Origin of the sequence: Lacticaseibacillus parahuelsenbergensis (assembly GCF_030770265.1) — a bacterium.
GTDB classification, from domain to species: Bacteria; Bacillota; Bacilli; order Lactobacillales; family Lactobacillaceae; genus Lacticaseibacillus; species Lacticaseibacillus casei.
In genome coordinates this window covers 1,685,110-1,706,632 of record NZ_CP132482.1, presented here as the reverse complement: position 1 = coordinate 1,706,632, position 21,523 = coordinate 1,685,110, and the positions used below count along the sequence as shown (strand labels likewise).

The 21,523-nt window shown below is 47.3% G+C and carries 15 protein-coding genes and 2 pseudogenes; all 17 read left to right on the top strand.

Going from position 1 to position 21,523, the window contains the following annotated elements; translation table 11 throughout:
• Positions 1-157: 157 nt before the first annotated feature.
• The 17 genes and pseudogenes from LACPH_RS08010 (at position 158) to dnaI (ending at position 21,161) form a co-directional block, all read left to right on the top strand.
• Positions 158-475 (top strand): thioredoxin family protein, encoded by a 318-nt coding sequence (locus tag LACPH_RS08010; RefSeq protein ID WP_010487858.1) that lies wholly within the window; start codon positions 158-160, stop codon positions 473-475.
• Positions 476-489: 14 nt separating this feature from the next.
• Positions 490-1,128: a YtpR family tRNA-binding protein gene (gene ytpR / locus LACPH_RS08005; RefSeq protein ID WP_306386581.1), complete on the top strand. Its 639-nt coding sequence runs from the start codon at positions 490-492 to the stop codon at positions 1,126-1,128.
• Positions 1,129-1,299: 171 nt separating this feature from the next.
• A pseudogene (locus LACPH_RS14295) lies at positions 1,300-2,085 on the top strand (DNA translocase FtsK); the annotation flags it as partial.
• Between the two features lie 87 nt (positions 2,086-2,172).
• Positions 2,173-3,675, top strand: a pseudogene (locus tag LACPH_RS14290) (DNA translocase FtsK); the annotation flags it as partial.
• Positions 3,672-4,994, top strand: coding sequence for a UDP-N-acetylmuramate--L-alanine ligase (gene murC / locus LACPH_RS07995; protein ID WP_306386579.1), 1,323 nt, complete (start codon positions 3,672-3,674; stop codon positions 4,992-4,994). The pseudogene LACPH_RS14290 and the gene murC, both read left to right, overlap by 4 nt.
• Before the next feature lie 271 nt (positions 4,995-5,265).
• Positions 5,266-6,786 carry an AcpB/EbpR/MafR family transcriptional regulator gene (locus LACPH_RS07990; protein ID WP_306386578.1) on the top strand — a complete coding sequence of 507 codons (1,521 nt, stop codon included), beginning with the start codon at positions 5,266-5,268 and terminating at the stop codon, positions 6,784-6,786.
• 416 nt (positions 6,787-7,202) lie between these two features.
• A complete protein-coding gene (locus tag LACPH_RS07985; RefSeq protein ID WP_306386577.1) occupies positions 7,203-10,709 on the top strand; it encodes a cell surface protein in 3,507 nt (1,168 codons plus the stop codon).
• 34 nt (positions 10,710-10,743) lie between these two features.
• Positions 10,744-11,520: a WxL domain-containing protein gene (locus LACPH_RS07980; RefSeq protein WP_049172123.1), complete on the top strand. Its 777-nt coding sequence runs from the start codon at positions 10,744-10,746 to the stop codon at positions 11,518-11,520.
• Between the two features lie 5 nt (positions 11,521-11,525).
• Complete coding sequence (locus LACPH_RS07975) at positions 11,526-11,897, top strand: hypothetical protein (protein ID WP_306386576.1); 372 nt, start codon at positions 11,526-11,528, stop codon at positions 11,895-11,897.
• A gap of 85 nt (positions 11,898-11,982) precedes the next feature.
• Positions 11,983-13,005: a WxLIP family cell surface protein gene (locus tag LACPH_RS07970; RefSeq protein WP_370531172.1), complete on the top strand. Its 1,023-nt coding sequence runs from the start codon at positions 11,983-11,985 to the stop codon at positions 13,003-13,005.
• A 292-nt stretch (positions 13,006-13,297) separates the two neighbouring features.
• Positions 13,298-14,008 carry a Bax inhibitor-1/YccA family protein gene (locus LACPH_RS07965; RefSeq protein WP_306386574.1) on the top strand — a complete coding sequence of 237 codons (711 nt, stop codon included), beginning with the start codon at positions 13,298-13,300 and terminating at the stop codon, positions 14,006-14,008.
• Between the two features lie 173 nt (positions 14,009-14,181).
• Entirely contained in the window at positions 14,182-16,827 is a 2,646-nt protein-coding gene (gene polA / locus LACPH_RS07960; protein WP_087912296.1) for a DNA polymerase I, read from the top strand.
• A gap of 11 nt (positions 16,828-16,838) precedes the next feature.
• A complete protein-coding gene (gene mutM / locus LACPH_RS07955; protein WP_306386573.1) occupies positions 16,839-17,687 on the top strand; it encodes a DNA-formamidopyrimidine glycosylase in 849 nt (282 codons plus the stop codon).
• A complete protein-coding gene (gene coaE / locus LACPH_RS07950) occupies positions 17,684-18,286 on the top strand; it encodes a dephospho-CoA kinase (RefSeq protein WP_087912294.1) in 603 nt (200 codons plus the stop codon). Before mutM ends, coaE begins: the two co-directional genes overlap by 4 nt.
• 54 nt (positions 18,287-18,340) lie before the next feature.
• Positions 18,341-18,808 carry a transcriptional regulator NrdR gene (nrdR, locus tag LACPH_RS07945; protein WP_005687991.1) on the top strand — a complete coding sequence of 156 codons (468 nt, stop codon included), beginning with the start codon at positions 18,341-18,343 and terminating at the stop codon, positions 18,806-18,808.
• A gap of 68 nt (positions 18,809-18,876) precedes the next feature.
• A complete protein-coding gene (locus tag LACPH_RS07940; RefSeq protein WP_306386572.1) occupies positions 18,877-20,226 on the top strand; it encodes a replication initiation and membrane attachment family protein in 1,350 nt (449 codons plus the stop codon).
• Positions 20,226-21,161, top strand: a complete 936-nt coding sequence (gene dnaI / locus LACPH_RS07935) for a primosomal protein DnaI (RefSeq protein ID WP_306386571.1) — start codon at positions 20,226-20,228, stop codon at positions 21,159-21,161. The genes LACPH_RS07940 and dnaI overlap by 1 nt, the downstream gene beginning before the upstream one ends.
• Positions 21,162-21,523 lie beyond the last annotated feature (362 nt).

Sequence of the window (21,523 nt, the reverse complement as noted above, 5' to 3'; positions counted from 1 at the left end):
CCCTCCTTAACGCAAAAGATGCGACGACTTTTTTCAGTTATCAGCTTGTGGCTAAACGTCTAACTTAAGTATAATGTAACTAATATGAAGTGGCATTGCACCAATGCGATTTTCCTGTTATAGTTACTTTTAAATAGTAAGTGAAAGGATGTTGGCTATGAAAGAACTTGGATCGAATACAGCAATTTTGGATGAGGTTAAAAAACCAGGTAAGAAAATGCTGTTCTTCTCTGCAGATTGGTGCTCGGATTGCCGCTTTATCAAACCGGCAATGCCGGAAATCGAAAAAGATTTTCCGGACTATGAATTTGTCGCGGTTGATCGCGATAAGAATTTAGAAGTTGCCCAGGACATGGGTGTCTTCGGTATTCCTAGCTTTATTGCCTTTAATGACGGCAAGGAAGTCGGCCGGTTTGTCAATAAAGATCGTAAAACGAAACAACAAGTCGAGGACTTTATCAACGGCTTGCATTAATTTTGGAGGTACACATGCTCATTACCAGTTATAATCAATCAGCATTCGGCGATACGTTAATTGCTATCACAGGGCCGGATACAGCGACACAGACAACCCAGCAAAATGGGGACGTTGTGGCGATCTTAAATGACCAAAATCAGGTGATCGGCTATAACTTTTTCAAAGTCAGTCAATGGCTGGGTTCTTTAACAGGCAAAGGTCAGGTTAAGTTGACCAAAGAACAAGTGGCAAAACTAAATGTCGCTATTCAAGAAGCAGGATTACCGGGCCAGCTTGAAGCAGATGACAAGCCCAAGTTTGTGATTGGCAAAATTGTCGATTTCAAGGACCATCCTGATGCTGACCATCTACATGTGGCGCAGGTTGATATTGGTGAGAAGCAGGTGCAGATTGTTTGCGGTGCCCCCAACGCTGCTTTAGGGCAGACGGTTGTGGTGGCATTGCCTGGTGCCATGATGCCAGATGGTAAGATTATCTGGCCCGGCTCTTTGCGTGGCGTTGCCTCTTACGGCATGATCAGCAGCGCCCGAGAGTTAGCTATTCCAGGGGCACCACAACGACGCGGTATTCTCGTGATGCCAGATGAACTGGCTGCCGGTACTCCGTTTGATGCTAAAGAAGCCGCTAAAGTGGTGGCTGCACAAGCCTAATAGAATATTCAAGGTAGATTGTAAATCGACTCAAGTGCAATGATGCTTGAGTCGATTTTTTGTGAGCGCGGTATGAGGAAAAGATTATTTTTATAGATCAAGGATTCGGGGAACCGGTGCGTATGCTAAAATGGAGACACTGTTAAAACACGACAAAAAGGGGATTCAATCATGGCACATTATGATGGGCCGGCATTTTTACATCAAAATAACTTGCCAACACCTGAATCCGAATTAACGAATTCGAAATGGAAGCAGCCGCAAGATGAGCCATATCACTTGCCACCGCAGCTGGCGCACGCGCCGAAAAAACCGGTGAATCCGCGAAAAGTTGCAGAAGCACAGGCAGATTTGCGGGCCATGAGCCATCCGTTGCCAAGTCATGATCGCGATCGAATTGCGAGTCTCACAACACCGAATAGTACGGTTCGAACCCTGCCAAAAGAGCGGATTGACTATCAGAAGATCGCGACTGCTTTAAGGCCGGATGAGCAAAGCGTTTATCTTTTTGTGGGTCATGGCACCAAGCCAAGTAAGCAGATTGAAGCTGATTCATTAGCGATTGCGGTGACACCATCGGAATCTGTTAGCGAAGAAGAAGGGGCGTCAGCGGCAACTTCAACAACTGCTTCCGAACCAGTTGCAAGCGACCAAGCCGCGGCTGTTCATGAGGCAAGTGAACAGCAGAAGCCGCATGCCGTTGCAGCAGCTATTGCCGAACCAGTTGAGCCGCAGCCGGCGTCTGATGCAGAGGTGCAAGCGACGACTGAAGAAGACGTTAAATCTGCACCGTCAGTGGAAGTTTCATCAATGCCAAAGACGCCATCCGCCAATGCCGGGCAGGAAACGAAACCGCATGGGCCTAATAGCCGCAAAGCTGCCCGAATCGAGGCGTTAAGACGCAAGCATGAAGCCAAGAAACTGCGCAAGGCGTTAGCAGCACAGAAGGCGAAGTCGTTAGTAAGCAGGGATGCCGAAAGTGCACGGTCAGCGCCGTCAATACCGGAAGCACGCGGCGCAGGCGAGGCGTCTACAGCACAATCGCAATCAGGAACAGCCGGGCTGCCTGCGTCAATGACAACCTCGGAACACCCTATTACGGCGGTTAGTGCAGATGATGCCACCACAGAGACCATTCCGCCATTAAACATACTGTCGCCGCCAGTTGTGGCTGATCAGGCAGCTCAACATGAGTGGGTGCTGCAACAGCGCCAGCGACTTGATCAAACGCTTCAAGCCTTTAACGTGGACGCACATGTGGTCGCTCATACCATCGGTCCCACCGTGACGCAATTTCAGGTCAGTTTGGCAAGCGGGGTTAAGGTTAGCAAAATCACCAACTTGAATGATGACCTTAAACTGGCACTTGCTGCCAAAGACATCCGCATTGAAGCTCCGATTCCCGGGAAAAATACGGTTGGTATCGAAATCCCCAATTTGAAACCGCGACCGGTCATGTTACGGGAAGTGCTCGATACTCCCGCCTTTCAACAAGCAAAATCGCCTTTAACCATTGCACTTGGGGTGGATCTTTTTGGTCAGCCAGTCGTCACAAATCTGGCCAAAATGCCGCACGGGTTGATTGCCGGTGCGACCGGATCGGGCAAGTCGGTCTTTATCAATAGCTTGCTGGTTTCGTTGTTGTACAAAGCCACGCCACAGCAAGTTCGTTTGCTTTTGATCGATCCTAAGGCCGTTGAGCTGGCTGGATACAATGGTTTACCACATCTGGTGTCGCCGGTTATCTCCGATCCTAAAGCTGCCAGCGCGGCATTGAAGTGGGTTGTTACCACGATGAATGACCGTTATAAGAAGCTGGCAGCGGCCGGCGTTCGAAATCTGGAACAATTTAATGCGAAGGCTAAGCGCCATCAAGAATATAACCAAGTGTTGCCGTATTTGGTCATTATTATTGATGAGTTGGCGGATTTGATGTTGGCAGCTGGTAGCGAGATTCAAGACGATATTGCGCGGATCACCGCCAAGGCGCGTGCGGCTGGTATTCATTTGCTGGTTGCCACCCAACGTCCTAGTGTTGATGTGATCACCGGTACGATTAAGAATAATATTCCAACGCGAATTGCCTTCATGACCGCCAGTCAAATTGACTCGCGAACCATTATCGATACCGCTGGCGCAGAACGGCTTTTAGGCCGCGGCGACATGTTGTACTTAGGCAACGGTGCCAGTCAGCCGATTCGACTGCAAGGTACGTTTGTCGATCGGGAAATCGATCAAATTGTAGATTATGTGAAGGCGCGGCAAGGACCGCGGTACTTATTTGATCCAGCAGGACTTGTCAAGTCGGCTGAAGCCGAAGCCAGCTATGCCCATGAAGATGAGCTTATGCCCGATGTTTTGGACTACCTGGCTGGTGAACGCCACATTTCGACATCTAAACTGCAGCGCGTCTTTTCAATCGGGTACAATCGCGCGGCAAATCTCATTGATACACTGGAAGCTCGGCATCTAGTGTCGGCAGCTAAAGGCGCCAAACCGCGTGAAGTTTATTACACACAAGCAAAGAAAGAGGAACAATCGTCATGACAGAGGCAACCTATTATTTTATTGGTATCAAAGGCTCAGGAATGAGTGCGTTGGCACTGGTGCTACATGATTTGGGCCACAAGGTGTTGGGCAGTGATATTACCCAGTACACATTTACACAAAAAGGTTTGGCAGCAGCCGGAATCACCATGCTACCATTTGATCCTGCCAATCTGAAGCCAGGCTACACCGTCATTGCCGGCAACAGTTTTACCGAAGATCATCCGGAAATCAAGCAGGCCAAGGCGATGGGGCTGACCATTTATCGCTATCATGAGTTCCTCGGCCAATTGATTAAGGGTTATACCAGCATCGGGGTTGCCGGTGCCCATGGCAAAACCAGTACAACGGGGTTGCTGGCCCACACGTTAAGTGGTGTTGCCAAAACCAGTTATTTGATCGGTGATGGTACCGGCAAAGGCGTGCGCGATTCAAAATTCTTTGTTTTTGAAGCGGACGAATATCGGCGGCATTTCTTGGCTTATCATCCCGATTACATGATCATGACGAACATCGACTTTGATCATCCTGACTATTATCACGGCTTTGAAGATGTCTACGATGCTTTTGAAACTGAGGCTAATCAGGTTCAAAAAGCGATCGTGGCCTGGGGTGATGATCCATGGTTACGCAAATTAAAGGCTAAGGTGCCGGTTTATTATTACGGCACCAGTGATCGGGACGATTTTCAGGCGCGGAACGTGGATCGCGACACTAAAGGCAGCAGTTTTGATGCCTATTTCCACGATCAGCTAATCGGCCACTTCTTTGTTCCATTGTTTGGCGAACACAGTGTCCTCAATGCGTTGGCTGTTGTTGCAGTCGCACATATGGAGAAACTTGACGCTGGGTTAATTGCCCGTGAGCTGGGAAACTTCGGCGGGGTCAAACGGCGCTTTGCCGAAAAGGATCTCAAGGATATGATCATCGTGGACGATTATGCCCATCATCCTAATGAAATTAAGGCAACGCTGGATGCAGCCCGCCAAAAGTATCCTGATAAAGCGATCATTGCGGTTTTCCAACCTCATACTTATAGCCGAACCAAAGCCTATGAACCGCAATATGTCCAAGTGTTGAGCCAGGCTGATCAAACGTTCCTGACACCGATTTTCAGTTCTGCCCGTGAAAAAAATGGCAACATTCGGTCAGAGGACGTTGTGGCCCAAATCAAAGGCGCTGCGGTGATCCATCAGGAAGACATGCGACCACTGCTCAAGTTCCATCACGCGGTTGTTGTCTTCATGGGCGCCGGTGATATTCAAAAGTACGAAAAAGCTTACGAGTCGTTACTTAATGAAGAATCATTCACTAAATGACTAAAAGGCCGCTGAACCATTTCAATCGATTGTTTTATTGATGTGTCCCAATATGGGTACTGTGTCTTACGCCAAGACCAGTTGCTTATATTGGGTTTTTATTTGGATTAAAAGTCATATTAAAATTATACATATTATAAAAACGTCTATTTTCCGGATAAAAGACACTAAAAAAACAAGCTGACATGATAACAATGTCATGTTAACATGATGAAACATTGATGAACGATAACTTAGAATAATCCAATGGTAAGATCGCGAGGCGAATGGCATGGATTTGTATGATTTTATTGAAAGCAACGAAGCTAGAGATGTGAAGCTGTTGCAGTTACTTTTGACAGCCGGAACGCATGGCTGTTCTTACTCCCGATTACTCGAAAGTCTACAAGTGACACCAAGTACACTTGCTGCCACTGTGGCGTCTTTGCAACAACGGCTGCAGGCATTTGACGAAGCAGCTCAAATTAGACAATGTAACGAGGGAAAAGGGCGCAGGCTCTTTTTGGAAACGCAAAAGCCGGTGTTGTTTGATGACTTGTACCGGAAACTTTTGCGACAGTCGAAGGAATATCAGATCTTGGCAACACTACTGGAAAAAGGAAAATGTCGGGTTGACGAGTTCGTCGCGCAGTTGTACATGAGTAAAGCCGCTGTGTTTCGCAAAATCAAACAATTAAATCTCGGACTGAAGTCGCATGCGATCAAAATCAAAAATGGTACGTTGGTTGGCTCAGAGGTTGAGATTCGATATTTATATTACCAATTGGTTTTAAATAGCTATGATAGCGAAGAGCTTGCAGCTTTGGCGGCAACTTTTTCGGCCCGGCGTTACATTAAGAGATTCGAAGCACGATCAAAGGTTAAATTTTCTCCTCATGGTGAAATCAAGATTTGCGTTTGGCTGGACATTGCACTTAAACGCCATTTTACTGGTGATAAAAAATTTACCGGCATCCCGGAAGAAACGCTTCATCAGCTGGAAGTAAATCCGCTTTATCACATGATTAGAAATTGGCTATTTGAAATTGCCAAGCAATATGCGCTGGCTTTGGATGAATTTGAAGTCTATAACATCTATATTTTTGTTTGTTCGATGGACATCATTGATTTCTCAGCAACTGATCCTCGTCACGTTGAAAAATATCTGGCACTAGCTTTACCGACTGTGCAGCAGCGGAATCAATATTTTATGGCGGCGTTGCGGCAAATCTGTGCGGGCTTTGAGACGCAGTGTTCAGATGCTTCCAGGATCCGCATGCGGTACACATTAAATCAATTACATCATCGAATTCAGTTTTTCCAAGGAGACTTTAGGTTATTGGCTCAGCCATCTGACCGGGTGTCAATCAATGATCAGCAGTTGCAACATTTAGAAACATTGGCCAGTGAGTTGACTGCGATCGTGGCCAAGGATGACCCATGTTGCACTGCGCCTGCTAAACGGCTTTTTTTAACGCAGCATTATGTGCGACTTTTAATGGTGACCCATGTTCAAATCGCTAAACCGATTCGAATCGGCCTTCTGCTGAACGACGACTGGTTGGCGACATCTGCGGTAATGGCGCGCTTAAAACTGGCTTTGGCGGGCATGTGCTCGGTTGTCCTTGAAATTGCGGAGGCACCGGCGACATATGATTTACTAATTACCAGTTTCAAAATGTCGTCAGCCGCAATTGCCGCTAAGCATCATTATCGAATCAATGAAATTGAAACAACTTACGATATTGATCAAATCAAGTCTTTGCTGCTCAGCATCATTCGCGAGCAAACTGCCATCTCCAGCCAGTTTTGAAAAGGCAAGGACGAAGCTCAGATCCGCTTTCAATTAATAATTTATGGCATTTAGGTTAATTGGAAGATGAATATTTGGTATTTAGAAAATAAAATAGAATTGATGCAAGAAGCCGTTTTTACAACGAAAGTAACTGATCTTAATTAGCAAAAATTAATATACACGATAAATATAAAACAATATAAAAGCCAAAATCAGAATCTCCAAAAATCATAATGCCCAAAAATGTGAAATTTATGAGAGTGCCAGGATCTATAAAATTAGTTTTTGTAACATTCAGTGTTACACAATTGGATATTATGAAAGGAGTGATAAAGGTGCCGTCAAAGCACATAAGATGGTGTTTCGTGCTATTAGCGCTGTTTACCGGTGTATGCATCAGTTGCGCATTTTTTGCTTTTGAGAAGCAAGGTAACGTGCAAACGCGGTTTAAAGACCGGATTGCGAACCCAGTTAAGGCCGCTGATCGTCGCATGGCTGGGAATACACAGTATGGCAAGCTGAAGCAACCAGCGATGGTGCCTTTAAGCAAAACGGCCGGCCCTGCCTTATCAGCAAGACTGCTACTGCCTGGAGCAAGGATTGAGGGACAGGATGCAGTGTTTACACTGGGTGAGTATTTTAGTACCCAGACAAGATCACGGTGGATGAAGGGTGCTTATGAAGCTGATGGCACCAGTGTCCCATATTCCAATTCGAATATTTGGCCAACAATTCCCGACAAGGTTCAGAGCGCGACACGGCAAATGGGGTTGAATGAACCCAATAAGCGAATTGACGTGTTGTATAACAATCAACAGATTGATTTGCTGTTTCATTCGCGCACAGGCAAAGTGACGGGCGTTGGCTCGGCAACTGCTAAATATGGTAATGCCATTATTGTTAATGGCCGAGAAACCTCAGCAAATCGCAATGCCATGGGCGTTTTGTCCTTGGTTGACAGTGATCCGGATGGGGTTTTAAAAGTGATTGCCACATCTGGCGGTAGTAGTGACAATGGAAAAATCAATTCAAACTTTGGGGACCAATTTTATGGTCGGTTTGAATATATTTCGATGCGGGATCACAAATTTTTGAATTTGGGCTTTTTTCAAGACAATACTGCTGGTGCCACCGGGAATACCAAGAAGCAGGATTTTCTGAATCAGTGGGGTTTGAATCGCGTGCAACCCGTTCAGCTGGGTGACATCATTAAAGTGGAAAATGTTGAAGGCAAAATCAGTTATGCCAAAGACTCACAGGTGCATACGTTGTCGGAAGCTGAATATCCCAATATTAAGAAAGCGGTTTTCTTTCAAATCACGAAACAAGGGTTTAAACCGATGAAAGTGAACCAGCTTGAAACCAGAGTTGTCGATGTGCCACAAAATGCCACTGATGCGGAATTAGATGCAACGTTCCCTAAAGCACTCGGCATTAAATACAATATCGTTGCTAAGCGGTTTAGAACGCGACCGGATGTTAGCAAGCCCGGTAAAACCAAAGCATTTGTCCGGACTTTTGAAGTGTTAGAAGAAGATCGCGTTGCGGATTTTGACTATGAAGTCGAATTAAATGTGATTCCGGCTGGCGACATTAAAGCTAGGGACGGTCATTTTGTCCTAGGTGAACAGTGGCGGGCGAAAAATTTAAAACGCATGTTTGTCAGCGCCAACCAAATTGATGGCACCCCGGTTGCGTGGGTGGATGATCAAATCGAACTTTTGCTACCGCAGGCAATCAACGACAAGCTGAATGCTAAGACTAGGCGGATTGATGTCCTGTTCCAGAAGCTTCCTGCACCGTTCCTCTTCAATTCGAATACGGGTCACATTCAGTCCACGCAGACGGCAACGGCAACCTATGGTAACGCCATTGTTATGCGCGGCCAGGGTGACGAGGCTGGTCAATCGCGTGATGCCGGTGGTGCCTATGTGTTGTTGAATGATGACGGCTTAAAAGTCATCGCCACTTCTGGTGCGGCTAATGATAATAACGCACTCAATGACCAGTTTAAGGGAAAGCCATACGCTGCGATTGCTCATGTTGATATGAAACAGTCAACCACCAAGAATCTGTCAAAAGAATCACTCAATTGGTTTAATGGTGATGCTAAAAAGCAAGACTTTCTGAATGCGTGGGGCAACAATCGTGAATTGCCGGTCGAACCGGGTGATGTCATCTTAGTGGCCAATGAAGCAGGTAAAATCGGTTATACCCAGGATTCTAAAGAACAGCAACTGACGGCGATTAATCGTCCCAAGGAGCTTTATTTTGAAATTACCGATAACGGTTATCGACCACTACAGGTGAATCAGTTAAAACCACAAAGTGTCAATATTCCTGTTCATGCCACTCAAGATGAAATGGATCTACGGTTGCGTGAATTCTTTAAATTACCGGCCAAAGCCAAGCTGGCAATCAAACGTTATGAAAGTAACCCTGACGTCGGTAAAGTCGGCAAGACATCGGCAAAGGTAGTCGTTTCCGAAAAATTAATGAGTGGTAAGGAAGTTGAAGCCACCTATGACGTGCCGGTTCAAGTTGTGAAGCGAGCCACTTTTGCGACTCAGCCAATCACCTTCAATTTAGGTGAAACTGTCACGATGGCGAAATTAGGTGCGATGCTTGTGTCAGCTAAAGAGTACGATGACCGCGACGTCAAGTGGGGTGATCAGAAGCTCTCGATCAATCGGCCGCAAGCCATCGACAAGTTGTTAAATCCTAAGAACCAGCGCTTGACCAAAATCGGTAATCCCATTGATGTGACGATGCGTTTTGATGCCAGCACTGGGAGCGTCTTGTCCACCAACACCATGAAGGTTGGTTATGGGAATGCGATTGCGATCAAAGGTTATGAAATGACACCGCGCTATGCTGGCGGCGTCTTGGCGCTTGTTAAAGAGCAGAATCAGTTGCAAATCGTGGCAACGGATGGTCTCGATGATGATAATCGCGAGGTTCACAGTATCTTTCCAAAGCAGAAGTATCTCAGCACGTCTCTTTATACCACCACGGGTACCATGTTAACCGTACATGATCGCAAACAGCTTGCTGCCGAAATGACAGCAAATGGCGATACTCGAAAGCAACAGCTGCTGGATCAGTGGGGAAAAGATCGGATTGCCGCGACCAAACCTGGCGATGTACTTGCTGTGGAACATCTTGAAAACAAAGTGAGTTGGATGCAAAACGGTGTTGCCCAAAGTATGCCCAAACGTCAAAACAAAAAGGAGTGGCTGTTCGAAGTCACCGATCAAGGCTATCGATTGTTAGATTTGAATCAAATGGTTTTCCCAGCATTAACATTTGAAAACCATACGGATCCGTCGAAGGTCGAACAGGTCATTAAAAATGAAGTTGCCAAGCAACAGGCGTCATTGAAGATTGAATCAATTGACATGCCTGACTTAAAGACTGTTGGGAAAAAGCAAATTCAACTCAAGGTCAGCCAAGCCAGCGTTGCCAGTGTTAATCAGCGGATTGCCTATGTGTACGAGATTCCTATTGAAGTAACTGAAGGCAGTCTCAGCTTTGTTCAAATGCCTAAAGTGATTGATTTTGGTAGTGTCCGGATTGACGGGCAGAAGATTGAAGTCCCTAGAGTAGGCGATCAATCAACCATGACGATTAAAGTCAGAGATGGTCGGAGTCGAAAGACAAGTTGGACGCTTGATGTTCAACAACAGTCGCCATTGACCGACAGCAAGCAGCGAACGGTTAAGCAATCGCTATTGTTTTTCCGTGAAGATGCACATGAATATCCGCTGAAAGTGGGTACGAATCAACGGATTAAGAAAGTTTCCAAAGCACAAATCGATCATAGCTTTACCTATGATGCGCAAGCAGGGTTGTTGCTACGCATTCCGGAGAATATGTTTGATTTTTCGGCTGACACTTATGATTTTAAATTGCAATGGACGTTAGGCGACACACCAGTCTGAGATGTGAAGAATTTATTCAGGAGGAAGATGACAAATGAAGACACACACAAAATTAAAGTTCATGGCGCTTGCGGCGTTGACGGTGGGGATGGCAGCGAACTCAGCGGTTGTCCATGCCGACGACGCCCGCACGGTGACGACTGACGGCAGCGTCAAGATTATGCAATCAGATGCGCCGACTCGGGTTTTAAATCCACTTAACCCCAAAGACAAGACGCCGGGTACGGTGGCTAATGGCGACAATACCAAAAATGCAGGTGGTGAAGGCTTAACGTTAGACTATGTGTCGCAACTTGACTTTGGCCAATTAAAGTTGGATCCGACTGTTGCGACAACAGTTTATGCTAAGCCTGATCAGTGGACAGGCCAGGATGGCAAAACGATTCCGGTGCCTAATCGCTTCCAAGTGACGGATAAGCGGCTGGGGGCAGACGCTTGGAAGGTCAGCTTGTCGGCATCCGATCTGAAGTCAGACGAAAAGGATAGCCAAGGAAAGACAGTTAAGCTGGAGAATGCTTTCATCACGTTGCTGGAAAGCAGTGTCGTGGATGGCCAGGCTCGCGATGCTAGCAACCATTTTGGCCTAAGCAAAGCCATTAAAGTTTATATGGGTGACGGCCAGGCGACTGACGTTTTGGCGGTCAACGACAAGGATGTCGCCAAGGGAACCTTTATTAACCTTTTCAATCCGGCTAAGGCAGGGGAAGGTGTGTCATTGACCGTTCCGGCTGAGAGTTACACGACGAAGGGCTTGAAGTCAGCTGAATTCACCACCAAGTTGACATGGACGCTAACCAGTGCGCCGATTTAATCAAGATGATGAAGAAAGGTATCAGCGGGGCTCTCGTCATCTTTGCCTTCTTGGTGAGCATGCCACCCGGGCAGGTTACCGCTTCAGCTACCTTTGAAACCGAAGCGCGCGTTCAAATCGTTATCGACCCGTCCGGCCAACGTGGCGGGTCGTTGCCACTGCCGGACTTTAAGTCGATTCAGATTAAGAGTCCAAAAGTGCCTGACCGTGGATCGTCTCCGTTAAGCATTGAGAGCGGAGGTGCTCGATACCTGCCAAAACTAAACGAATGGATCAAAAATAGTCTGGTGCTTTGCGGCAGTGGCATTCTCTTGATCGCGAGTGTTTTGTATGGTTGGAAAAAGGTTATGGATCGATTAACTTTAAAGAAAGGATAAGACCCAGTGCAAATATCAGTGCCTGGCAAACTGAGTGTTGGTGTGGCGTGATAGCTGAACTTTTGGGCTGGTTTCAAGACGAAAAATGATTAAGAAAAATTGGCTTTTATTGAGCTTGGCTATAGGGTTGATTGCTTTTGGGATTGGCTTGCGGCCGCAACAGGTGTTGGCTGCTGATGATGCCGGCTTTACCGTCAAAACGGTTTTACCGGCAAACCAGCGGGATACAAGTCAGACATATTTTGATTTGCGGGTCTCACCGAATCAGGGGCAGGATCTAGAGGTCGTGATCCAGAACCGCAACACAGCACCTTTGACAGTTTTACTGGCTGCCCACTCAGCGTTTACCAATGATAACGGGGTCGTTGAATATGGTAAGTCTCCTAAACCGGCTGATCCGACTTTACCGGTTAACCTGCAGGAAATTGTGACGTTGCCGGCTGAGGTGACGATTCCTGCCTTGAGCCAACAAACGGTTAAGATTCACTTAAAAATGCCGGCCAAGCCCTTCTCAGGAACGGTGCTTGGCGGGTTGCAATTCAAGGCCAAGTCTGATGATAAAGGCAACGAAAAAGGCGCTGTAACCAATCGCTATGTTTATGCGGTCGGCTTAATGTTATCGGAATCCGATCAGCCGGTCGTACCGGATTTGAAATTGCGACAAGTGGCAGCGGATAACGATCACGGTCAGCCGGCAATTCTTGCTAATATCCAGAACTTTGAAGCAGCCATCCTGCGCAATTTGCACGTGAGCGGTTATCTTTATCGCCAATCAGGCGGTAAGGCGCTTTATCGATCCGAAAAAACTCGTATCAACATGGCACCGAATTCCAATTTTAATTTCAAGCTTAATCTTGGTAAAGGCCCGTTGGAACCGGGAAAATATCGACTTAAGCTGGTTGCCAAAGGAGGCGGGCGCACGTGGAACCTGACGCGGACATTTACCGTTTCCAAGAAAGATGCCGACAAGTTACGTGAGTTATCTAAGCCGGATACGCCAGCAGCATCGATACCGTGGTACTTGATTCTCATCGGTGGGATCGTGTTAGGTATCAGCCTTTATGCCGTTTTCAAGAAAATCCAATCAATTCGTCGCCACAAACGGTAATCTGATTCACCGACTCTGCTCAATGACGAAGTTGCCTGAGTGAGTTTGAAAATCATTGCCGTAAGTTAAGAAAGTAGGCCTTCTCATACTCGTTTTAGAGTGAATGAGGAGGCTTTTTGCTGTTTATCTGCGTCATTAAACGGTACAATAAAATCACTGCACTTCAAGATATTGAGAACATTATCAGTCGTCAAGCCCAGTGGTACAAGATAAGATCGGTCGTTGGTCGGACTGACAAATGCTACAATAGCAGTTATAATAGATACAGATAGTTGAAAGGAATGAACACAATATGCAAGAACGCCGTGTTGTGAACGAGGCCGGCTTGACACAGTTCTTCTCCCGCATCTACACCTTGATGGGGAGCGGGCTGATTGTGACGGCGCTCGTGAGTTATTTATTGGGAGTCACTTTTAAAACTGATTACGTAAACTTTGTTAGTGGCCACCAAATTGTTTTCTGGATTATGCTTGCTTTGCCGTTGATTTTGTCCTTCTTTGTCACAGGACGACGGGCACAGGCAAGTCCGGGTTACGCAACGTTGATGTTTTATCTGATGTCCGCAAGCTTTGGATTTACCTTTGCGAGTGTGGCAATGGTTGCGCGGACCTCGAATCTTGCAGTTGCATTAGCAACAACGGCAGTGGTCTTTCTGGTCATGTCGATGGTCGGCCATTTTGGCAAGCGTGATTTGAGCAAGGCTGGCAACATTGCAATAGTTGCGTTGGTTGGCGTAATCCTGATGTCGTTAGTTAACATGTTTATGGGTTCGGGTGGTATTCAAATGTTGATTTCCTATGCGGTTCTGATCATCTTTATCGTCTTGACCGCTTGGGATACACAACGGTTAAAGAACCTATACCTGACAACTGGCAGTGACGGTCAGGCGGCTATTTCGGAAAATTCCTTGGCTGTTGTCGGAGCATTGATGCTCTATCTTGATTTCCTGAACCTATTCACCGCCATTCTGCAGATTCTGGGCGTTGGCAACAATAATAATTAAATGTATTCAAAAGCTGGCTGAACGCCGGCTTTTTTTCTACCCAAAACTAACGCTAGTAGCGAACCGCCAAATATGACCCACCCGCCAAAAAGGCCTAGAATTTGGTACAATGATTGTGACAATTAACTCATGACATCTTCAGAGGTGGTCTGAGAAGAAAAGGAAGCTCATATATGACGAGTCAAACTAAATTATTGCTGATTGACGGCAACTCGATTGCGTTTCGCGCTTTTTTTGCCTTATATAATCAGCTCGATCGGTTCACCAATCAGGATGGGCTGCATACGAATGCGATCTATGCGTTCAATAACATGCTGGAAATTGTTTTGAAGTCTGTTCAACCGGACGCGGCATTGGTGGCATTTGACGCCGGTAAGACCACGTTCCGCACCGCGAAGTACGCTGATTATAAAAGTGGCCGGGCCAAGACACCAAGCGAGTTATTGGAACAGCTGCCGTATATCAAAGAATTGCTTGACGATATGGGCATTCAGCATTATGAATTAAAAGATTACGAAGCTGACGACATCATCGGAACCATGGCGAAGCGGGCAGATGACGCTGGCTGGCAAACGACGATCGTGACCGGTGATCGAGACTTGACCCAATTGACCACCGACCAGACGACAGTGCAGGTGACTGTCAAAGGCGTCAATGAACTTGAAGCGTATACGCCGGAGCATGTTAAAGAAAAGCTGGGGATTACGCCGACACAAATCATCGACCTGAAAGGCTTAATGGGTGACACCTCTGACAATTATCCTGGGGTTACCAAAGTCGGCGAAAAAACCGCGTTGAAATTGCTGAAGCAGTATGGCAGCATTGACAACCTTTATGCGAATATTGACGGGATGAAAACGTCCAAGTTGAAAGAGAATCTTATCAATGATAAGGATAAGGCTTATCTCAGTAAGCAACTTGCCACGATTGATCGCGATGCTCCCGTCACAGTCGATTTGGCGGATGTCACTTATTCCGGTCCCGATTTAGCTAAACTGCGGGAATTTTATACCAAGATGAACATGAACTCGTTACTGAAAAAGATCGGCGGGGATGTGGCTAAACCTACGCAGCCGGTTCATTTTTCGGTGCTGGATGATAAGTCCATTTTGGCCCTGACGAAAATCACGGAACCAATCACTTTTGAAATCGAAATGTTGGACGACAATTATCATATTGCCGACCAGATTGGTTTTTTTATTGGCACGAAAGACGAAACGTATGTCAGCACGGACGTTTCCTTGCTGACGATTCCCGAAGTGACCAAATGGCTAGGTGATTCGAAGCGGGATTTGACGGTGTTCGATGGCAAGCGCAACATTGTGGCTGCCCATCGCTTAGGATTAGAGTTACCGGACATCGCGTTTGATGTTTTACTGGCTTCATACTTGATCAATCCGGACGAAAATAGCAATGATTTAGGCAAAATCGCCGAAGACCATGATTATCACGACTTGCCGCGGGATGAAGATGTTTATGGCAAAGGAGCCAAGCGCCAAGTACCAGAAGATAAAAAGCTATTTGCCCAATTTGCCCGCAAGTCAATGGCACTTTTTGCGTTACGTCCCGACTTAACCGAAGATCTGGCTAAACAGGAACAGACCGATCTTTTCACGGACATGGAAATGCCATTGGCGCGCGTGTTGGCAGAGATGGAAATTCAGGGAATCACGCTTGATGCCCAGACCTTAAAAGATATGGGTACAGAGTTTTCACAAAGCATCAAGGTGCTGGAAGAAAAGATTTATGGTGAGGCTGGCGTTAAGTTCAATCTGAATTCGCCAAAGCAACTGGGCGAGATCTTATTTGAAAAGCTGAATCTGCCGGTCATCAAGAAGACCAAGACAGGTTATTCTACCAGTGTCGATGTCTTAAACGAGCTAAAGTCTGCCAGTCCAATTGTTCAGGATATTCTGGATTATCGCGGGTGGGCTAAGTTGAATTCGACGTATGTTGTGGGGTTACTGAAGGCGCAAATGCCGGATCACAAGATTCATACCCGTTACTTGCAGACGTTAACCCAGACCGGCCGCTTAAGTTCCGTTGATCCGAATATGCAAAACATTCCAGCGCGAGACGAAGGCAAAATCATTCGGAAGGCGTTTGTGCCGTCCCATCCTGATTGGCAGATTTTTAGTTCGGACTATTCGCAAATCGAATTACGCGTGTTGTCACATATTTCCGGTGACGAAAATATGCAACAAGCCTTTAAAAATGGCGTCGATATTCATGCCAACACAGCGATGAAGATTTTTGGCTTGGATTCACCGGATCAAGTCACGCCGGATATGCGACGGCAAGCCAAGGCAACTAATTTTGGAATTGTTTATGGTATTAGCGACTATGGCCTGGCACAGAATATCGGAATTTCGCGTAAGCAAGCCAAAGCTTTCATTGATGGCTATTTCGAGCAGTATCCTAAGGTTCATGATTACATGGCCAATATGGTTAAAAAGGCGCGCGAAGACGGTTACGTCGAGACACTGTTCCATCGCCGCCGCTATTTGCCGCAAATTCATTCACGTAACTTTAATTTACGTAAATTTGCTGAGCGCACCGCGATGAACACGCCGATCCAAGGCAGTGCAGCGGACATTATCAAAGTTGCAATGATTCGCATGCAAAAAGCGTTAACCGATGCCCATCTGCAAGCCAAAATGCTGTTGCAAGTGCACGATGAACTCATTTTTGAAGCTCCCACCTCAGAAATGGAACAGCTTGGCAAACTTGTGCCTAAGATCATGGACTCTGCCGTGCAACTGGACGTGCCGTTGAAGGTCGATAGCCACTACGGCCCGACTTGGTTTGATGCAAAATAAGGAGAACGGGAATGCCAGAGTTACCTGAAGTCGAAACGGTTCGCCGTTCATTATTGCCACTTATCAAAAACAAACGGATCACCGCGATTAGTACGAATTGGGCGAAAATTCTGATTAATGGCTTGCCAACTTTTCAAAAAGAAGTCGTCGGCGCTGCTGTCACCACGATCGATCGCCGGGGAAAATACCTGTTGATTCGGCTGAACAACGGTGAAACCATTGTCAGCCATTTACGCATGGAAGGTCGCTATTACGTCGTTAGCGATGACCATACGCCATTTGACAAGCACGATCATGTGACTTTTACGTTCCAGGATGGAAGCCAACTGCGCTACCGGGATTTACGCAAGTTTGGCCGCATGCGCTTGATTCATACTGGTCAGGAACAATCGGTGCCGGCGTTGGCAAAATTAGGTCCGGAGCCGACCCCTGCGACGTTTGACGAGGCGGCGTTTGCCCAAAAACTAAAACGCCATCATAAAGCGATCAAATCGGTTTTACTGGATCAGACCGTTGTTGCCGGTATCGGCAATATTTATGCCGACGAAGTTTTATGGTTGAGTCGTTTGAATCCATTGCAGCCAGCTGATACGCTGACAAAAAAAGAAATTCATACCTTACATGACAATATTATCAAGGAGTTAGATGCTGCCCTTGCTGCTGGTGGCACCAGTGCTCATACCTACGTGGATGCAAAAGGTAACCGCGGCTCTTTTCAAGATGCCTTGCATGTTTACGATCGGGAAGGGACGCCTTGTGATCGCTGCGGCACACTCATTGTTAAAATCAAAGTCGGCCAACGCGGTACCCACTATTGTCCCCACTGCCAACCTCTGCATCAAAGGAGGCGTCCGGCATGACCTATTTATTGGGTTTGACAGGCGGTATTGCCTCAGGAAAGTCAACGGTGAGTCGAGTCTTTAAAGCAGCTGGCTATCCAGTCGTAGATGCCGATGTGATTGCGCGCCGGATTGTCGAACCCGGTCGGCCTGCACTCGCCCGCATTGTCCAGGCATTTGGGCCACAAGTGCTGCGCGCGGACGGTAAACTCAACCGTGCCAAGCTTGGTGAGATTGTCTTTTCCCAACCGCGACGTTTGGAGGCGCTGAATCAAATTAATCGACCGTACCTGCGCGCGGCGATTAATCAAGCGTTAGAGCAGGCAAAAGCCGGCGGTGCTGCGATTGTAGTTGGCGACATTCCACTTCTTTATGAAGCTGATTATGCCGATGCATTCGATGGTGTTGCTGTGGTCACCGTTGCTCCTGATGTTCAACTGGCCCGGCTGATGGCCCGCGATGGTTTGACAGAAGCCGAAGCCAAAGAACGCATTGCATCACAGATACCCTTGGCGGAAAAAGCGGCCATGGCTGATTTTGTCATTGACAATAACGGAAAATCAGAAGCAACGATTGCCCAAGCGAAAGCCTTAATCCGCCAGTTACAGCACCTATCATAAGCGGCGTGTGCGTGCTATAATTAATTATCAAACTTTGATTAAGAAGGTGGAGTCGTGCAATGTCCCCATTGCCATCATAATAGTTCGCGGGTCGTTGATTCGCGTCCCACAGACGGCGGTCGGGCGATCCGACGCCGGCGCGAATGCGAGAATTGCGGGTTTCGCTTCACGACTTTTGAACGAGTCGAGCAAACCCCGTTATTGGTAATTAAGAAAAATGGTACCAGAGAAGAGTTCAATCGTGAGAAGATTCTGAAAGGGCTGATCCGGGCCGCAGAAAAACGACCGGTCACCATGGAGCAGATGCAAGGGATCGTTGATTCGGTTGAAAACCAATTGCGTGCGATTGGTGAAAATGAAGTTTCCAGTCAAGCCATTGGCGAGTATGTCATGTCCAAGCTAGCAGATGTTGACGACGTGGCTTATATTCGCTTCGCCAGTGTTTATCGGCAGTTCAAAGATATGTCCGTCTTCATGCAAGAGCTTCAGGATATGATGAAGAAGGAAAAGACTAAGAAATAGTGAGCGCAAAACAAGCGGACCTGGGGCAGTTGTCTCAGGTCCGTTGTCTGAAAAGAGGTGAATTTGCTATGCAGCGTCCGGATACGTTTATGCCACAAGCAGGCTTTGTGTTGACCAAGGCAGGTTATTTTAGCGACTTTGATGAAAAGATCGCCATCTCGCTTTATCAACCGCTCGTGGGGCCGATTGCCATGGCGCTTTATCTAAGTCTATGGCAGGAAGTCAAAGACCGCGCTTTGGTGACGGATCGGCGCCCGCAACTCTGGCTATTGGATTTGTTGGATATCGACATCGATCAACTCTTTGTGGCTCGCGTCAAACTGGAAGCAGTCGGCTTATTGCGAACTTATACGCAAGTCGATTCCCTAGGACGCTATTACGCGTATGAACTTTATCCGCCAGTGCAGCCAGATGCCTTTTTTAAAGATGATTTGATGGGCCTGTTGCTTTATGACAAGGTTGGTGAAAAACGGTATGACGAACTGGTTGCACAGTTCAGTCTGAAACCGGTTCGCCGCCCGGAATGGCAGGAGATCACGGCAAACTTTTTGGACGTGTTTCGCTTTGACCACAACTTAAGCGGGGAACCAAGTGCGGTGGTTGCCGCCAAAAAGGCAATGGCTCAAAATCAGCCTCAACTACCGCGGCTTGGTAATGGCGAAGGCTATGACTGGGAACTTTTGCAATCGTTGTTAGCCAACAGCAATATTCAGTCAGGTCAATTAGCCAAACACCAAGAGGCACTGTATCAAATCGCCGGGTTTTACGGGATTCAACCACCTGACTTTGCGCGGCTGATTAGTCGAGCGACGGATGTGATGACGGGCAAAATCGACTTGAACGCGTTGCGGCGGCTGGCCGAGCAAAGTTATACCCGCCAGCAACCTCAAACTAAGCCGCAACCAGTGGCAACCAAACCGCCAAAAGTGGCCAGTGCCGACGAAGCGCTGCTGAAACGGGCCAAAAGCATGCCGCCACGCCAGTTTTTAACCGCAACCAAGCAGGCTAAAAATGACCGGATGTATCCGGCCAATAATGAATTGCGCGCGGTACAGAGCCTTAGTGAACGCAACGTTTTTGATGCCCCCACCATTAATATTTTGATTGATTATATTCTCCGAACGAATGACAGTATCAATCAAGCTTTGATGGATGCGATCGCAAACAGCTGGTTGAAGGCCAATGTGACGAGCCCGGAAGCAGCGTTACAGCAGATTCATACGTTTGAAGAGCAAAAAGCAACTGGAAAAAGGCGTTTTCAAAGCCAATCCAAAGGTGTGCGGCAGGAAAAGCTGCCAGATTGGGCTAAGGAAGGCTATCAACCCAAGAAGAAAAAGGTCAGCGAAGCAGATCGCCAGACGTTGGCTGCCCAGTTGGAAAAGTTACGACAACTTGGCGATAAGGGAGGGACAAACTAATGGAAGATATGCGCAAACGCTTGGCAATGCTAATGGATTCCCGGCAGTGGCGGGAGCGGTATTTCAAAATGGTCAAGGCAGCCTTGCAGGATCCTGATGTCCAGACCTTCCTTAAGCAACACGAGGCAGAATTAGCTGACGATGCGATTGATCGCGGCACGGCCAAAATCTATGAATTCGTCAGTGAGCGGAACAAGATTGCCCGTGGTGAATTACCATTGGCGCCTGGCTATCAACCCACGTTAGTCGTTGCCAACGGGCTGATCGATGTCGCTTATGAGCCGACAGATGCAAAGCTTGCGGCTGACGAAGAGGCCAAGCAGGCGTCGCTAGTGACCTCTGTTAATATGCCTAAAGATATTCACGATGCAAGTCTGACAAGTTACGATCCGACCGATGAGCGGGTGGATGCGCTTTTGGCCGCAAACCGGTTTGTATTGGCAGTGGTCGCCGATCCCAAAACATTTCATCAAGGCTTGTATCTAAGCGGTCCATTTGGTGTCGGTAAAACCTATTTGTTAGGTGCCATTGCCAATGATCTTGCCAGCAAAGGCGGCATTGCCACGACGCTGATTCATGTCCCGACCTTTGTTGTTGAAATGAAGAGTGCCATTGGCAGCAACACGGTGTTGAAAAAAATCGATAGCGTCAAACGTGCGCAAGTGCTGATGCTTGATGATATTGGTGCCGAAAGTATCAGTCCCTGGGTGCGGGATGATGTGCTTGGCATCATTTTGCAATACCGCATGCAGGAAAAAATGCCGACGCTGTTTAGCTCCAACAAAAGCATGGCCGATTTAACCGAATCTTTGGCCGGGACTGACCGCGGTAATTCCGAAATGCTAAAAGCCCAACGCGTCATGGAACGGATCCGTTTTCTCGCAAAAGAAGTAACGGTCGGCGGAGAAAATCGACGCAATCCGCTGGCTAATTAAGTGCGACTCCAAAAAGAATAACGCAATTTTCAGAAAACCGCTTGCACCCAGCCGCGCAATGTGGTTCAATGTAGCTATCGAAGACGGAAGCAATAAAGGATCATCCGACAGAGAGCAAGGCCGCGGCTGAAAGTCTTGCAAGATCTGATCCGAACCACTTCTTGAGATTGCCGAAAGGCCCAGTTGCGCAGGTTACGCGTTAATGAAGTGGCCCGCAGCAAGACTGTCGGCAACCTGGGTGGAACCGCGATCACAAATCGTCCCTGATGTCTCTTAGGAGATGTTAGGGGCGATTTTTTTGTGAGCGTGAGCCAGCCCGGTTAGAAACCGGAGTGTAAGTGGCCTTGGGTGTGATGGCCGGT

Coding starts and splice junctions, on each gene's coding strand:
- LACPH_RS08010 (WP_010487858.1), top strand. CDS start 158: ATGAAAGAACTTGGATCGAATACAGCAATTTTGGATGAGGTTAAAAAA.
- ytpR (WP_306386581.1), top strand. CDS start 490: ATGCTCATTACCAGTTATAATCAATCAGCATTCGGCGATACGTTAATT.
- murC (WP_306386579.1), top strand. CDS start 3,672: ATGACAGAGGCAACCTATTATTTTATTGGTATCAAAGGCTCAGGAATG.
- LACPH_RS07990 (WP_306386578.1), top strand. CDS start 5,266: ATGGATTTGTATGATTTTATTGAAAGCAACGAAGCTAGAGATGTGAAG.
- LACPH_RS07980 (WP_049172123.1), top strand. CDS start 10,744: ATGAAGACACACACAAAATTAAAGTTCATGGCGCTTGCGGCGTTGACG.
- LACPH_RS07975 (WP_306386576.1), top strand. CDS start 11,526: ATGATGAAGAAAGGTATCAGCGGGGCTCTCGTCATCTTTGCCTTCTTG.
- LACPH_RS07970 (WP_370531172.1), top strand. CDS start 11,983: ATGATTAAGAAAAATTGGCTTTTATTGAGCTTGGCTATAGGGTTGATT.
- LACPH_RS07965 (WP_306386574.1), top strand. CDS start 13,298: ATGCAAGAACGCCGTGTTGTGAACGAGGCCGGCTTGACACAGTTCTTC.
- polA (WP_087912296.1), top strand. CDS start 14,182: ATGACGAGTCAAACTAAATTATTGCTGATTGACGGCAACTCGATTGCG.
- mutM (WP_306386573.1), top strand. CDS start 16,839: ATGCCAGAGTTACCTGAAGTCGAAACGGTTCGCCGTTCATTATTGCCA.
- coaE (WP_087912294.1), top strand. CDS start 17,684: ATGACCTATTTATTGGGTTTGACAGGCGGTATTGCCTCAGGAAAGTCA.
- LACPH_RS07940 (WP_306386572.1), top strand. CDS start 18,877: ATGCAGCGTCCGGATACGTTTATGCCACAAGCAGGCTTTGTGTTGACC.
- dnaI (WP_306386571.1), top strand. CDS start 20,226: ATGGAAGATATGCGCAAACGCTTGGCAATGCTAATGGATTCCCGGCAG.